The organism is Geomicrobium halophilum (assembly GCF_014207655.1).
In the GTDB taxonomy this organism is placed as follows: domain Bacteria; phylum Bacillota; class Bacilli; order Bacillales; family Marinococcaceae; genus Geomicrobium; species Geomicrobium halophilum.
Genome location: NZ_JACHHJ010000001.1, coordinates 89,026 through 103,122, shown reverse-complemented (window position 1 = coordinate 103,122; position 14,097 = coordinate 89,026). Strand labels below are relative to the sequence as shown.

14 protein-coding genes are annotated in these 14,097 nt (G+C 43.3%); 4 read left to right on the top strand and 10 right to left on the bottom strand.

The window, feature by feature from the left end; translation table 11 throughout:
- Positions 1-61: 61 nt before the first annotated feature.
- From tpx to HNR44_RS00505, 3 genes are all read right to left on the bottom strand, one after another.
- On the bottom strand, positions 62-562 hold the full coding sequence (gene tpx / locus HNR44_RS00515; RefSeq protein WP_184402183.1) for a thiol peroxidase: 501 nt from the start codon (positions 560-562) through the stop codon (positions 62-64).
- Positions 563-670: 108 nt separating this feature from the next.
- Positions 671-1,102 (bottom strand): GerW family sporulation protein, encoded by a 432-nt coding sequence (ytfJ, locus tag HNR44_RS00510; RefSeq protein WP_184402182.1) that lies wholly within the window; start codon positions 1,100-1,102, stop codon positions 671-673.
- 4 nt (positions 1,103-1,106) lie between these two features.
- A complete protein-coding gene (locus tag HNR44_RS00505; protein ID WP_184402181.1) occupies positions 1,107-1,799 on the bottom strand; it encodes a DUF2953 domain-containing protein in 693 nt (230 codons plus the stop codon).
- A 253-nt stretch (positions 1,800-2,052) separates the two neighbouring features.
- On the opposite strand from HNR44_RS00505, the gene HNR44_RS00500 reads away from it, so the two are divergent.
- Together HNR44_RS00500 and HNR44_RS00495 are read left to right on the top strand one after the other, a co-directional pair.
- Positions 2,053-2,652: a DUF421 domain-containing protein gene (locus HNR44_RS00500; protein WP_184402180.1), complete on the top strand. Its 600-nt coding sequence runs from the start codon at positions 2,053-2,055 to the stop codon at positions 2,650-2,652.
- Positions 2,653-2,773: 121 nt separating this feature from the next.
- On the top strand, positions 2,774-3,070 hold the full coding sequence (locus HNR44_RS00495) for a YgaP family membrane protein (RefSeq protein ID WP_184402179.1): 297 nt from the start codon (positions 2,774-2,776) through the stop codon (positions 3,068-3,070).
- A gap of 325 nt (positions 3,071-3,395) precedes the next feature.
- Here the strand turns inward: HNR44_RS00495 and HNR44_RS00490 are convergent, their stop codons facing one another.
- The 6 genes from HNR44_RS00490 to HNR44_RS00465 all read right to left on the bottom strand — a co-directional run bounded on the left by HNR44_RS00490 (position 3,396) and on the right by HNR44_RS00465 (position 11,224).
- Positions 3,396-3,941, bottom strand: a complete 546-nt coding sequence (locus tag HNR44_RS00490) for an RDD family protein (protein WP_246406881.1) — start codon at positions 3,939-3,941, stop codon at positions 3,396-3,398.
- A 14-nt stretch (positions 3,942-3,955) separates the two neighbouring features.
- Positions 3,956-4,954, bottom strand: coding sequence for a signal peptide peptidase SppA (sppA, locus tag HNR44_RS00485; RefSeq protein WP_184402178.1), 999 nt, complete (start codon positions 4,952-4,954; stop codon positions 3,956-3,958).
- Positions 4,955-5,001: 47 nt separating this feature from the next.
- Positions 5,002-6,585, bottom strand: coding sequence for an amidohydrolase (locus HNR44_RS00480; RefSeq protein ID WP_184402177.1), 1,584 nt, complete (start codon positions 6,583-6,585; stop codon positions 5,002-5,004).
- Positions 6,586-6,720: 135 nt separating this feature from the next.
- Positions 6,721-7,923, bottom strand: a complete 1,203-nt coding sequence (gene thiI, locus HNR44_RS00475; protein ID WP_184402176.1) for a tRNA uracil 4-sulfurtransferase ThiI — start codon at positions 7,921-7,923, stop codon at positions 6,721-6,723.
- Positions 7,920-9,071 (bottom strand): cysteine desulfurase family protein, encoded by a 1,152-nt coding sequence (locus HNR44_RS00470; RefSeq protein WP_184402175.1) that lies wholly within the window; start codon positions 9,069-9,071, stop codon positions 7,920-7,922. The genes thiI and HNR44_RS00470 overlap by 4 nt, the downstream gene beginning before the upstream one ends.
- A gap of 437 nt (positions 9,072-9,508) precedes the next feature.
- Positions 9,509-11,224, bottom strand: a complete 1,716-nt coding sequence (locus HNR44_RS00465; RefSeq protein WP_184402174.1) for a septation ring formation regulator EzrA — start codon at positions 11,222-11,224, stop codon at positions 9,509-9,511.
- Positions 11,225-11,578: 354 nt separating this feature from the next.
- Between HNR44_RS00465 and hisJ the strand changes: the two genes are divergently transcribed.
- Complete coding sequence (hisJ, locus tag HNR44_RS00460; protein WP_184402173.1) at positions 11,579-12,394, top strand: histidinol-phosphatase HisJ; 816 nt, start codon at positions 11,579-11,581, stop codon at positions 12,392-12,394.
- Between the two features lie 150 nt (positions 12,395-12,544).
- On the opposite strand, the gene refZ is transcribed toward hisJ, so the two are convergent.
- Positions 12,545-13,189: a forespore capture DNA-binding protein RefZ gene (gene refZ / locus HNR44_RS00455; protein ID WP_184402172.1), complete on the bottom strand. Its 645-nt coding sequence runs from the start codon at positions 13,187-13,189 to the stop codon at positions 12,545-12,547.
- A gap of 149 nt (positions 13,190-13,338) precedes the next feature.
- Here refZ and HNR44_RS00450 point away from each other — a divergent pair, with 149 nt between their 5' ends.
- Positions 13,339-13,824, top strand: a complete 486-nt coding sequence (locus HNR44_RS00450; protein ID WP_184402171.1) for a GAF domain-containing protein — start codon at positions 13,339-13,341, stop codon at positions 13,822-13,824.
- Positions 13,825-14,097 lie beyond the last annotated feature (273 nt).

The window sequence follows — 14,097 nt, the reverse complement described above, 5'->3', positions numbered from 1 at the left end:
CCACATGAGGTATACACAAAAAATGCCCCAGCAATAGGCTGAGGCGCAGCAGGGGATTCGTTTATTCCGTTTCTTTGGCAGCAGCAATGGCTGCATCATAGTCTGGGTGCTCAGTCGCTTCAGGTACATACTCAGCATAGGTGACTCTTCCATTACTATCCAGCACAAAAACACCTCTTGCCAGTAAGCGCATTTCTTGAATGCCAATGCCAAACGCTTCAGCAAATGAGAAGTCCCGATGATCAGACAACATCGTTAAATTTTCGATTCCTTCTGCCGCACACCAACGTTTTTGGGCAAAAGGCAAATCCGCACTAATCGTTAAAACTTGGACATTATCCAAATTCGCTGCTTCCTCATTAAAACGACGTGTCTGCTGTGCACATACACCTGTATCCACAGAAGGGACGACACTGATCACACGGACACTTCCTTGATAGTGACCCAAGGAGTTCTCCTGTAAATCGGTATCGAGCGCAGTAAAGTTCGGGGCTTGATCCCCTTTATTTAGTTCACTTCCAATTAATGTTACCGGACTTCCTTTGAATGTTACTTTTGCCATAAAACAGCTGCCTCCTCCAAAAAATCGTTCTTTCTCTCCATGAGCTATATTCCCGATCTTACCGCTCCTTAAACGATTTGGAGACTATTTTTTGCTGTTTCTACTTTTTTAATCGATATGAGGATAATGATGATCGCTAGGACCTTGTGTATCATGATCCCCTTGCACTAGCTGCTTAATCTTCTCCACCACTTGTGGCGCAAACTCAAGCAACTTCTCATAAAAGTGTGTTTGATTATCAAGGTGAATCATTTTAATTCCCTGCGTACCCACAACGAGAAAAGCAATCGGGGTGATTGATACACCTCCGCCGCTTCCACCCCCAAATGGATAAGCGTCCTCTTCTTCATAGGAACTGAGTTTATCAGTTACAATTTGACTTCCTCCGGCCGCAAAACCAAAACCCACTTTTGAAACAGGGATAATCACACTCCCATCCGGCGTTTCCACTGGGTCTCCGATAATCGTGTTCACATCAACCATTTCTTTAATGTTTTCCATGGCTGTTTTCATCAAACCTTGAATTGGGTGCTCAGACATGAACCTATGCCTCCTTCGAAACGTTTCGATCCTTAAGGTTGTTTTTAACAGGACGATTGCCTGTTTTTCGGGTATGCATCAAAACCTGGATCAGCGCACGTATAGCATTTCCAAGTGAAAATGATACTATACAGGAAAGAGAGGTTCGAAAAAAAGAAGCCTGAAACACAGGTGTAACTTGTAAATGGGGCAAATGTTTCACCTTCATCAATGTAGCAATGAGCGCAAACACCGCTGATTTCCCAGACCATACAAGACCTGAAACGGTGCCTGTCGATGCAGCATCTCCCGTTCCAAGAGCGGTCTCCCATTGGAATTCCCGTACATGAATCTTTTTTAGAAACCGATGGATAATTTTCGTCAACCCGACAACATGGGTAAGGGCGGATTGTGCCTTATCTTTCTGGTTTTCCGCATCATGGGGTGTTCCTTTCTTTTCTTGCTTTTTATTTGTCTCCTCTTTGTGACGTACTACACTCGATGAATAGACTTCATAATCAACGGAAAAGGAGTCATCATCTATTTTTATAGTTGGGACTGTCCATTTCTTCTTAATTAGTCCGCCAAAAATAGAGACCGTAAGGCTTCCTTCATCATCTTGATCCTGATGAATATAGCTAAGATGTACCGTCACGCGAATAAATAGCAACATCAATAAAATTACAATAATGATAAGGCCAATGACTACCCAGTACATAAGCATCTCCGCTTTAACTTATTATAGTAGTGTTCAAAAAGACGGACTAAAAGAGAAAGGTTGTCCCCTCAATACATGCTGCACGAATTTACGGCAGAGCCGGCGTTTATTACAGGACTCCCCGGATTTCAATCCTTTATTACAAGGCTATATTTCCCCGGCTTTTTGAACATTCTTCATCAGTATAGTCACGTCACAATACGGATAAACTTATACCTAGTCACTTCCTCATATACAGAAAGGAATTTGCAAGATGGATCTCACCTTGATAATACAAGCGATTGTGATTTATATCGGCGGTGTATTGATCTTACGAATTAGCGGAAGAAGATCAATCTCCCAAATGACGATCCCTCAAACCGCTATTATGATTGGGATCGGCTCATTAATTATTCAGCCACTCACGGGCAATGGTACATGGATCACTTTAATCATAGCTTTCGTTTTAATTCTATGTCTTATAGTAACCGAAATTCTTCAATTAAAAGTTGACCTTGCAGAGTCTTTTCTTTCTGGAAAAGCAGTAGCGGTGATTGAAAACGGTCAGTTAAATGAAAAAAACTTAAAGAAACTTATGCTGCCCGCGGATAAAGTGGAAGCACGTCTTCGGGAAGCAGGTATAGCTTCTATTCAAGATGTTCAGTATGCAACGATCGAGTCGAGCGGACAATTAGGCTATACTTTAAAACAAGAAAAACAACCTGCAACGAAAGAAGACATTCAAATCCTGATCCAATTGATTCAAAACGGCCAAATGCCACCGCAACAAACCTCGTCTTCTTCATCTCAGAAGAACATTTTTTCAGAAACCATTGACAACAATTCCTCTAACGTTCCAGAAAGGCTTCAGTGAAACCTCTTGTTGTTTGTAAAAAGATCTTTAAGTGGTGGTTTTACACTACTTACCAGCGTGTTCATTGTTATGTTAAGCCATACTACATGCAGCACTTACTTTAGATGCAGGAGGTTTATTCATGAAACAAAATGTAGGAACATTCGATGCGATCATGCGCATCACGTGTGGTTTAACAGGGGTAGCTTGGGGAACCTCAAAAATGGTTAAGCATTCTGAGCAGCTGATGCCTTTAGTCGTTACCATGTATTCAGCAATGAAAGTAGGGGAAGGGATTACAAAATACTGCCCGCTTTTAGACTTATTCAATGTAGATAGCGAGAATTTTTTAACCCAAGATTCCGAGCAAAATTCCCAAAATAAGTCGTACCCCCAAAATGGGACCGGCAGCTATGGTTCGGAAAACCAGGGTTATTAACAGAGGGAAGATGTGCTGCACCAGCGCATCTTTTTTATTACACGAAATTCATCATTGTTTAGGATTTTTAACGGATTCACCGCTTTCCTCGTCTGCCTTATCATAGAAGAGGGATGGGAGGAAGAATTTTTTTAGGCTGCGAGACTTCTTTCGCAAAAAAATTGCTTCAAGAAACGAATGTCAAGCGGGTGTACACCGTTGACTTAATCCTTACAAAAAATCCCGTATCACTTGAAAAGTGTTACGGGACCTTTATTTTGAGATGATTTTAACGAACAAAGCAGAGATTTACATTTCGAAAATGACTTTTGTAAAGTTCCCTTTCTTATTCTCCTTCCATTACACTCTTTTTACGACGATCGAGAATGACGCGTGTATCGGCCAGCAAGTCATGGACACCTGCTTTTTGGGGGTGAACCCCAACAACGATATACATCACATTTGTAATGACAAGCGTACGGTGAAGAATCCGCCCTGCCACTTCTCTAAAAAATGTGTCTCCCCATGTTAGCTGATAGCCATCTGCTCTTAGCACGCGTATGCCAAAGATCATTTTTCCGAGCGTTTGCCCTGTGAGCTTTGTCATGATCGCGAAATAAACGTAGGCGACCACGGACGTTAAAATGGAGTGAATGGTTATGATCCCGAACAATTCTGGAGAGGCGTCCAGGAACATAAAAATCGGTGAGATTAACAATGCATTTAATGCAACAACAAGGATCCAGTCAACGGCATAGGCCCAAAGACGCATCCAAAACCCCGCATACATACTGATTTCCACTGTATTGGACGACTCTTTTTTCGGCTTTTCGTCTTCTTGATCCAACCTGCGTCTTGTAAGTTCCTCTTCTTCATCATATGAAATGTCCAAGAATCACCCCTCCTTTATTGTTGATATAAATACATAAACCTTGGTGAGCTTCCTTCTTCGATCATTGTTCTAAGGTCTGCCAGGCCAGGCTGTTGTCCTGATAACGTTTCTAACGTCATTCCCCATAATGAACCAAAGCTCTGCTGACTTTGATAACGTATAACCGTAGGGTCACTGAGTCCCATATTATCAGCCATCGTGTCAATCGTTTGATCAAGATCGCCTACCCCATCAACGAGTCCAACATCAAGAGCCTGATTTCCGGTAAAGATACGGCCGTCTGCCAGCTCCCGAACAGTGCTTTCTGACATATCCCGGCCTTCAACAATCACTTCAACAAATTCATCCAACATTTCATCTGCGATGGTTTGCAGGATCTCTGCTTCCTCATCATCCATCTCACTTGTCATGCTCATAATATCCTTATAAGGTCCGGTTGTAATTGAGTTATCCTCAATCCCCAGATTGTCTGCAAGCTCTGAGAAATTAAACGCTGGCATTATGACGCCAATAGACCCCGTTAATGTCGATGGATGGGCGGCTATGTAATCTGCCGGTGCCGAGATATAATAACCTCCGGATGCGGCCATCTCTCCCATTGATACATACACGTCCTTACCATAATCTTCTTGGGCCTCCACAATTCTCTTATGAATATCTGCACTTTCAATAAGGCCGCCGCCTGGGGTATCCACTTCAAGAATGATTCCATCCACAGTAGGATCCTCCACAGCATTATCCAACATATCAAGAGTTTCCCGATGATTGTAGCCGGCACCGCCGAACACATCATCTGTACCAGTATCGATCAATTGACCATCAATTTCTAAAACAACAATGTTGCCGTCTGTCCCCGTCTCTTCCACTTCCTCAACATAGGTATCGTTTCCTGCTGCACCATCAAATAGTTCCTCGAAATCCGCAGTCGCGATTGTCGCAAACATGTTAAAGATCAAAGAAACCCCTAAAACAGCAGCAGCAATCGCCAAAGCTACCCAACGTTTGACCGTCATGTAAATCCTCCTTATTCAATTCACTACAAATCATGATAAACCTGCACTTATCCTTCGTACATGATACTTTCATCTATAATTGTCATTAGAATCCTCGTACGTAGAAGTTCATCCGGATCTTCCATCGTCAGCGGATCTTTATTTAATACTGTAAAATCTGCACGATAACCCGGTTGAATTCGTCCATATTGGCTTTCTTCACCACTCGCTTTTGCGCTTCCCTCTGTATACAGTTGTACAGCTTCAAAAGCGGTCAACTTCTGATCCGGTAAAAAGCCCGCGTGCGTCTCACCGGGCTTACGGCGTGTAATAGCCGCGTGCAACCCTAATAACGGGTCGGGAGGTTCAATCGGTGCATCCGATCCTCCAGCGCAATCGATACCTTTTTCCAACAACGTTTTCCATGCGTACGAATACGTTAGACGCTCCTTACCGACAAGATGTTCAACCCAGGGGAAATCCGAAACAGTGAACTGTGGCTGTACATCGAGAACTACGGGGAGTTTTTGCATCCGTTCGATCAGTTCATGATTTGCAATTTGTACGTGTATTAATCGATCTTTTTTTCCTTCAGGCGGGGGATACGCTTCAATCACATCAAGGGTCTGCATCAATGCTGCATCGCCAATCACATGTACGGCAACTGGCAGCCCCTGAGCGCGCGCGTGTTTCACGAGCGCTTTTAAACCTTCCTCAGAATGTATAGCTACTCCTTTTGTTTCTGGGTTATCTAAATAGGGCTCGATTAACCAGGCAGAATGTCCCCCTAATGAGCCATCAGCAAAAATTTTAACTGCCCCGAATGTTTGAAACTCCATTGCTTTTTGACTTGAATCCATGAATGCATCAAGTACATGGTGATTAACAAGATGATGGATCCGGAATTTTCTTTTTTTCCCATCGATGGTTTCCTTATAAGCATGCAGAACTCGCTCAAAATTTCCGTAATACGCAAGATCCTCAGTATGTACGCCTGTAAGTCCTCTCTCAACCATATGGTTAAAGGCTACGGATAATGCGCGCTTCATGGCATTTTCCGTAAGAGCAGGACTGACATCGTAAATCAAATCTTGGGCATTTTCCAGCAAAAGACCTGTCGTTTTTCCTTCTTCGTCTTTAACGATCACCCCTCCTTCTGGGTTGGGAGTGGTATCATCAATACCGGCCATCTTAAGGGCCTTACTATTTACGATGATCGCATGACGACAGATACGCGTAAGCATTACGGGGCGATCGGGAAAACGATCATCTAACTCCCGTTTATGAATGATATGTTGATCTTGGAAATTATTCTCATTCCACCCTTCACCGATCAACCATTCATCATCTAATGTCTTCTCTTTATCTTCCAACTGACGAAGAAGGGAAAGGGGGGTTCTGGCTTCAGATATGTCCAGCCGCAGCAAGTTTTGGCCAAATCCCAACATATGCGCGTGGCTGTCAATGAACCCCGGAAACATTACGCCTTTATTTAAATTTTTTCGCGATGAAATCCTGTGGCCATAATCTTTCTCAAGCTCCTGCACATGACCTACAGCAACAATGAAACCTTCTTCTGTAAAAACGGCTTCCGCACGTTCATGCTTATGCTCCATCGTGCAGACCACTCCGTTATACCATAGAATTCCCATTGCCTATCCCCATTCTTTTGTGATGTTCTAAAATACTATTTTCCCAAAACCACCTTTAAAATGCAATGAATGTCGTTCATAGCACAAGCGCTAACAGAAAGACAAAAAAGCCTTTTTTCAGGTTTTAAATATCCTTTATAACAAGTCGGAAAATTCTTCGTCTGAGCGGTCATTCGCTTGAACCGTAAACGATTCCCGGTTGGAAACCGCTTTTGTAACCATTTCTTCTACTTCCAAATACGATTCGAAGTGATTCGCTTTTTTCCGTGAAGGTTTCGTTGTCGATTCAGCAGGCAAGAAAATGGTGCAGCAATCTTCATACGGTAAAATTGAGGTTTCATAAGTCCCGATTTGCTTTGCGATATCCATGACTTCGATCTTGTCCATCGTTATTAACGGTCGGAACACCGGCGTATTCACAACTTCTTCAGTCGTGTTCATACTTTCCAGCGTCTGGGATGCCACTTGCCCTAAATTTTCCCCGTTTACAAGTGCGAGTGCTTCCTGTTCTGCAGCTACCTGTTCACTAATACGCATCATCATCCGTCGCATGATCGTCATTTCATAACTTGCTGGTACCTGAGCGTGAATGTGCTGCTGGATTTCAGTGAATGGAATCACATGCAAGCGAATAGATCCACCATACTCTGCGATTATATGACTCAAATCAACCACTTTTTGCTTCGCTCGTTCATTTGTAAATGGAGGACTGTGGAAATGAATGGCTTCCACCTGTGCCCCGCGTTTTAACGCCAAATAACCAGCCACCGGGCTATCGATTCCACCAGAGAGCATAAGCATTACCTTCCCAGAAGTCCCGACCGGTAATCCCCCAGGTCCTGGAATTTTGCCGGCACTAATATACGCACCTTGTTCTCGTACTTCCACGCTTAACTCAACGTCAGGAGTATGGACATCAACGCTTATATTCTCCGTATTTGTTAAGACGTAACTTCCGATTTCATGATTTAACTGCTGCGAGCGGATAGGAAATGATTTATAGGAGCGACGAGCACTAACTTTGAACGTCTTTGCAGATTCATGCTGATTCATCAATTCCAACGCAGTCGCTTGAATATTAACGAGTTCATGATTGGTTTTTAATGCATACGAAAGGGAAGCAATCCCAAAAATGCGCTGTAGTTTTTCCATAATCGCTTCTGCATCTTCATCATGAATTTCTACGATTAAGCGGCCAAAGGTACGCTTTGCTTTTGCAGAAGGAAAAGGCGCAAGAGCACGATTGATATTTCCTTTAAGGGTGCGTTCAAATTCAGCACGGTTCTTTCCCTTAAGGGCCAGCTCTGCATAACGGACAAGGATATGATCAACGTTCATGATTTCACCTCTTTTATCTTGCGAATGTTCGGCACAATTTCGTCTAGTGCTTCTATCAATGGATCAATGTCCGATTTATCGGTATCGTAGTCGAAGCTAAAACGTAAACCTGTTTCTGCACGTTCCTTTGGGCCATGCTGAGCGACGAGCACTTCACTGGCCGACTGTAAACGGGAGGAGCAGGCCGATTTCGATGAAACGTGTATATTTTTTTTCGTAAGCGCTTGAATGACAATTTCGGGTCGTACTCCTAAAATTGAGACGTTGATAATATGCGGTGCACTACTGTTTTCCGGTGTATTTATATGAAAGCCTTCACGTTGCTGCAACTCCTGAATCAGTTCGGTTTTAAGAGCAGCTAAGTCGTTTTTTGCCTTCGAGTAGTTCTGATTGGAAAGCCGAAATGCCTTCGCGAGTGCTACGATCCCTGGGAGGTTCTCAGTGCCTGAGCGAAGGTTTTGCTCTTGACCGCCGCCATGAATTAACGGATCCAGCTGAACCCCTTCACGAACATATAACATCCCCGTTCCTTTAAGGCCGTGGAATTTATGACCGGAAAAAGTGCAAAGATCTACACCGCTATTCTTAAGATCTAACGGCACTTTTGTGGCTCCTTGGACATGATCCACATGAAAACGAATCTTTTCATGATATTTTAAGCACTCACCGACCTCTTCCACAGGCTGAATCGCTCCAGTTTCGTGATTCACATGCATAATCGAGACGAGAATTGTTCCTTCTCGGCACGCGTCTTTTACACTCTGAAGACTAATACACCCTTTATGATCCACAGGGAGATACGTGACCTCGAATCCTTGTTTTTCCAAATAACGGCACGTTTCCAGCACTGATGGATGTTCGATTGCAGATGTAATGATGTGATTGCCACGATGCCGCCGGGCAAAGGCAACACCTTTAATCGCGAGGTTATTCCCTTCAGTTCCCCCTGAAGTGAACGTAATTTCATTTGTTTTTATTTCTAAAATATCCGCTATCGACTGTCGAGCTTGTCGTAACAAATGCTCCGTTTCGGAGCCGTAATCATGTAGTGAAGAAGGATTACCAAAATAGCGGGTGGCTACTTTTTGATACGTGTCAAGTGCTTCGGGATAAGGGACAGTCGTTGCACTATTGTCCAAATAGATCATTGTTGTTCACCTCGTTCAAAAAATGATGAACCTATAGTTGGTGTTTCATGTTGACCCGACCTTAGATTATAGCATAAAGTCAACATCATTTGGAATTCTGCGTTTTCAGGAAGCCGATGTGGAATGGGGGGGACGCTTTGTGGAGCAAGTCATGTACGGGCATTTTCGTCGAGAATCTGACAACGTTGGGCTTATGCAGTGTGAAGGCACGAGCGGTTGTGCAACCCTCCAAACTCCACAAAAAAAGCACCGGATGTTCCGATGCTTTGCCGTCCGTCCATGACACCTCTTTTTGATCAATAATTCCTCTAAGTAGTGCCATAAACCTTTTACATACCACTATTGTCAAAATAATTCATATCTAGGCATCTCAAGCTACTCATTAATCTACAAGGGGGCCCCTTCCAATGGTGATCTTTCATGTCAGATGCTCTGCCCTAGGTTTTTACTGTCTGCTGTTCACTCTGATTGTACCATTCTTCTTCCAGGCTACTGAATGCATAGGGGACTAGTCGTTGAAACGCTTTAGACGTATTTTGAATGGAGTCTTCATAGTACCCATTTCTAAATTGCCATTCCGCATCGTTTAACACAGGAATTAATTCCGTATATTCCGTTCGATAACGATTCCCAAATTGCAATAAGCGTTCTGCCCATTCAGAGCGATCCATCGTTTCGTTGAGGGTATGAGACGCTTTCTCTACCTGATGGTGGCTTTGCTGGAGGGCATCATGTACCCGCGTCATTTCTAAAGGTGTCATTTCAAGCAACGCCGTCGCTTTTTCAAGTTCTTTGCGAGCATCGTCCAGCTGCTCAATAAGGATTTCAGGAACAGCGGGCAATTGGCTTTTTTGGAGTTTTAATTGCGTTTCCATTAACCATGTTCGTAAGTCCTTTAGTTGCTCGATCGCCCGCGTTTCCTCCCCTCGAAGCTCCTGGAGACGTTCTAGTGATCGGCGTATCTTTTCTTCGGTTGCGTCCATCCGGTCACCCAGATTTTCCAACATTTTTCTTAAATCAACAAATGATTGCTTTCGATGGGTATGAAGGTCTTTGAACACACGACGGTCTTTATCGACCTCTTCTAACTCTTTTTCCACGTCCTCATGCAAGTTTTTGTCTTCCTCCGGCAGCTGGTAACTTTCCTCTATACGACTACGTTCCTCAGCTAGTGTTTCAAGCAGATCATCCAATTGTGCATGACGGTTGTGGATCTGGGAAATTTGTTTTTCCACCCATTGTTTTGCTTCTACTTCTTCCTCTAATGAATCATAAATTTGCTCGATCGTTTCCTTATTTTGCTCAACCTGTTCACTTACGTCGTCGAGCATTAATTCCGATACACCTTTTTTGAGTAGTTCTAACTCCGATTCAATTTCATTGAGATCTTCTTGAACCTTGTAATGTACAAAAGAGAATCCCTGCTCCCTCATCTCTTGTAAGCCCTGGCGCAATTCTTTCGATCGTTCTGGTATATCAACATCAATGTCGACCAGAAGCTGCGGTACTTTTGTGATTTGCGTTTGTAATCGTTCTAACGTTTCCTGTAAAGCCAGTAAACGCTCACGGGCACTCATATAGTTTCCAGTTTCCATTTCAGAATGATAAGCTTCCAGCTCTTCCTGGCAGTTATCCAATTCCTTTTCTAGGGCAGGCCCCGCTTCGTCTAACGCTTGCCATTGACGTGATAACAAAGCACGGACATCTTTATACGCTTGTGTGACTGTGTCAATTTCCTCACGATTCTTCTCCTCGCTATTGATGAGCTGATCTACTTCCTGACGGATGGCTGAAATTTCCTTTTCAATAGAGTCCATGTGCTCTTTTGCAGCAGCTATTTTCTCTTTCGCCCGTCGAAATTGGTATTTATTAGCGGTGTCCTCAATGTCAAGTAAATACATTTCAATTTCAGGTAAGCGGTCCTCTACGAGCTCATCCCATGCCTCACGCCATTTCTCAAACTTTTCTTCTGTTTCACCAGAAATCGTCAATCCTTTTACGCGGCTAATTTCATCAGCTACAGGCTCATTCAATGCCTTATCTTTTCGTTGATCCAGTTCATCTACACTTTTATAAATTTGTCGTCGTTTATAAATCCCATAGGCAACCACCAGAGCGATGATTACCACGATTCCTAAAAAGACATATACCATTTCTTTCACTCCAGTTATCCGTGCATTTCATGTATAAGAGGATGTTCAAAAAGTCCAGGAAAACTTCCTCGAAAAAGAACGTCACTTTTTCTTCGTGCGAGGATAATTCAAGGGAGGGGATTCTAGAGCCGTCGAATTTCTTCGTCAGCTTGCGGGGTGTCTAGACTCGCCACCTTGGCGACAAGCTAACCTTTTCTAAAACTTCTCGGCTCTTTTTGTCCTTCTTTTTGAACACGCACTATAATTTTTTTCGTCATAAAAAAGCAAAATCCTTTATGTTCATAAGAAAAACTGTCATCTATTCTATGATAACATGGAAAGACGTATGAATGTGATAATATTGGAGGTCAGATTATGAAAATCATAGAATATGACGGCCATGTCCATACTCCCTTTTGCCCGCATGGGAGTCAGGCTCCCTTTAAACAATATATTGAAACAGCGATTCAACATGGATATAAGGGAGTAAGCTTTTGCGAACATGCTCCGCTTCCGAACTCTTTCCCCGATCCAACACCAAAAAAAGACAGCAGCATGGCCCTGTCTGAATTAGAAGCGTATATCAAAACAATCCGAGATGTTCGGAAGAGTTATAAGAATGACATTACCATTCGAATCGGCTTAGAAGTTGATTTCATAGAAGGGTATGAAAGTGAAACACAACAACTTCTCAACCATTATGGCCCTTACCTCGACGATTCCATTCTTTCTGTTCATTTCATCAAAGCGGAGGGAAGCTTTGGACTTCTTGATTATAGTGTCGATGCCTTCCAAACGTTAGCACAAAAAATAGGAGGAATTGAGCCATTGGTCCATCGCTACTACGAAACGTTGCTCCAATCGATAGAAGCTGATCTCGGAAAATATAAACCCCGCCGTCTCGGTCACATGAGTCTTGTACGAAAATTTCAGAAGGAATTTAACCTCCCTTCGGATGAACAATGGCTCGAAAAGGTTTTACATGCAGTTAAAAAATCAGGATTATCATTAGATATTAACGGAGCAGGCGTAGTGAAACCATTGTGCGGTGAGACTTACCCGCCGCTACATTTCATTCAAAAAGCACACGACCTGGGAATCCCTCTCGTATATGGTTCCGACGCCCATCATCCAGATGGATTAGGACAAGGAAGCGAAGCATTACCGCAGGTGGCTTTTTCTTCTCCTTGATCAACCTTAGATTATTTTCTGTTCGATTACCGGTTGCGTTACGTTATTCCTGGCGGGATTTCCCAGAATCACCCCTGCGATCCCCCAGCCACTTCCGGGGTTATTTTTAACAGAAAAAACCAACCAGTAAACCTAGTTGGTTTATAGTTCTCATGAGGAAATGGTTAATGGCATGGGCTGGGGCGGCGTCTGGGGCTCACATATTTGCACCTCTACAAATTGCCGCACATGTTTCATATAATGGTTTAGAAATGCTGAATTACGAGGCTCCAGATGAAAAACTTCCCGGATGTATTGTGCATGCAGGTATGGCATCGTAATCATCCCACGTAAATGGAGAATCGCCCATTCTTTACGTATCCCCTTAAATTCACCTTCTTTTCTACCGGTTTCTAATATTTGTGTAAATAGATGTTTTTCCTTCATATAATAGCTCGCCATCACTTCACGAACGAGGACTGAATCAAGCGTTAATTCCCGTAAAACAAGCCGGGCCATTCGATGCTGTTCTTGCTGATAAACTAACGCTGATTCCACGATGTTCAGCAAGCGCTGCAGGCTACCTCCCATCGTGTTATACGCTTTTTCAAGTTCGGCTAAATACCCTTCGAGATAACGATTGAGCAAGTGCTCAAGCAGTCCCTTTTTTCCGCCAAAATAATAGGAGATAAGGGCAACGTTCACACCCGCGCGATCCGCAACTGCACGTACAGAAGTTCCACTAAATCCTTTCGTCATAAACAAATCAATAGCTGCTTCGGCGACCCTGTCTTTGGTTCCTTGATTCTTTGCCATCTTCGTCGCCTCCTTGTTTCTATTAGGGTATATTTCTATGATTCTTCTCGATCTTTTACTTTCCTGCAAATACTTCTCGACTACTAATAAGGAGATTCGGCATGTTATAATAAAAGCAGACAGTGACTAAAAAAGGAGAGCGAATATAGATGTTTGAACCTGTCAGTTATAAAGGTAATTTGCAGGAAAAATACGAACTGTTATTGAAACAAGCAGAAGCATTGCTTGCCGACGAAAGTGATCAGGTCGCCAATTTGTCTAACGTAGCGGCTCTTTTGAATCAGTTTCTCGACCGTACGAATTGGGTCGGCTTTTACATTTATAAAGAAGGTGAACTCGTTCTCGGCCCTTTCCAGGGATTACCTGCATGCATCCGTATCCCGCTGGGTAAAGGGGTTTGTGGAACAGCAGCCGAAACAAGGGAAACCCAAGTCGTTGAAGACGTTCATCAATTTCCAGGACACATTGCGTGTGATGCCCAGTCCGAATCTGAAGTGGTAGTCCCCATTGTGGTCAATGATCAACTTTTTGGGGTGCTCGACATTGACTCTCCGGAGAAAGGTCGTTTTTCTCAAGAGGAAGGAGCATTACTGGAGACGTTTGTAAATGGAATCAAACCATATATCCAAGGCTAAATGGGATTAGGAACAGAAAGTGATGGCCATCCTCCATCGTTTTCTGTTTTTTCACTTTGTGCTATACTTATGTCACAAGGGCTGTATCTTTAAGAACGGCACCAATTGTAGTGAACTATGCAAAAAAAGCTAAGCAGCCTGGATTCTGCCATGAACCAGGACAGCACAATAACGCTTTTTTCCGCATGCGCTATTTTTCTGCCTTCATTCCCTTGGAAGAAGGTTTTTTGCCGTTTCATGCAGTTCTTCGAACACATGAAACTGGAGGGAAAG

What these genes read in the sequence shown, in the direction of transcription:
- sppA (WP_184402178.1), bottom strand. Translation starts at nt 4,954, where the DNA reads ATGACGGTCAAACGTTGGGTAGCTTTGGCGATTGCTGCTGCTGTTTTA.
- thiI (WP_184402176.1), bottom strand. Translation starts at nt 7,923, where the DNA reads ATGAACGTTGATCATATCCTTGTCCGTTATGCAGAGCTGGCCCTTAAG.
- refZ (WP_184402172.1), bottom strand. Translation starts at nt 13,189, where the DNA reads ATGGCAAAGAATCAAGGAACCAAAGACAGGGTCGCCGAAGCAGCTATT.
- hisJ (WP_184402173.1), top strand. Translation starts at nt 11,579, where the DNA reads ATGAAAATCATAGAATATGACGGCCATGTCCATACTCCCTTTTGCCCG.
- HNR44_RS00505 (WP_184402181.1), bottom strand. Translation starts at nt 1,799, where the DNA reads ATGTACTGGGTAGTCATTGGCCTTATCATTATTGTAATTTTATTGATG.
- HNR44_RS00500 (WP_184402180.1), top strand. Translation starts at nt 2,053, where the DNA reads ATGGATCTCACCTTGATAATACAAGCGATTGTGATTTATATCGGCGGT.
- HNR44_RS00450 (WP_184402171.1), top strand. Translation starts at nt 13,339, where the DNA reads ATGTTTGAACCTGTCAGTTATAAAGGTAATTTGCAGGAAAAATACGAA.
- HNR44_RS00480 (WP_184402177.1), bottom strand. Translation starts at nt 6,585, where the DNA reads ATGGGAATTCTATGGTATAACGGAGTGGTCTGCACGATGGAGCATAAG.
- ytfJ (WP_184402182.1), bottom strand. Translation starts at nt 1,102, where the DNA reads ATGTCTGAGCACCCAATTCAAGGTTTGATGAAAACAGCCATGGAAAAC.
- tpx (WP_184402183.1), bottom strand. Translation starts at nt 562, where the DNA reads ATGGCAAAAGTAACATTCAAAGGAAGTCCGGTAACATTAATTGGAAGT.
- HNR44_RS00470 (WP_184402175.1), bottom strand. Translation starts at nt 9,071, where the DNA reads ATGATCTATTTGGACAATAGTGCAACGACTGTCCCTTATCCCGAAGCA.
- HNR44_RS00495 (WP_184402179.1), top strand. Translation starts at nt 2,774, where the DNA reads ATGAAACAAAATGTAGGAACATTCGATGCGATCATGCGCATCACGTGT.
- HNR44_RS00465 (WP_184402174.1), bottom strand. Translation starts at nt 11,224, where the DNA reads ATGGTATATGTCTTTTTAGGAATCGTGGTAATCATCGCTCTGGTGGTT.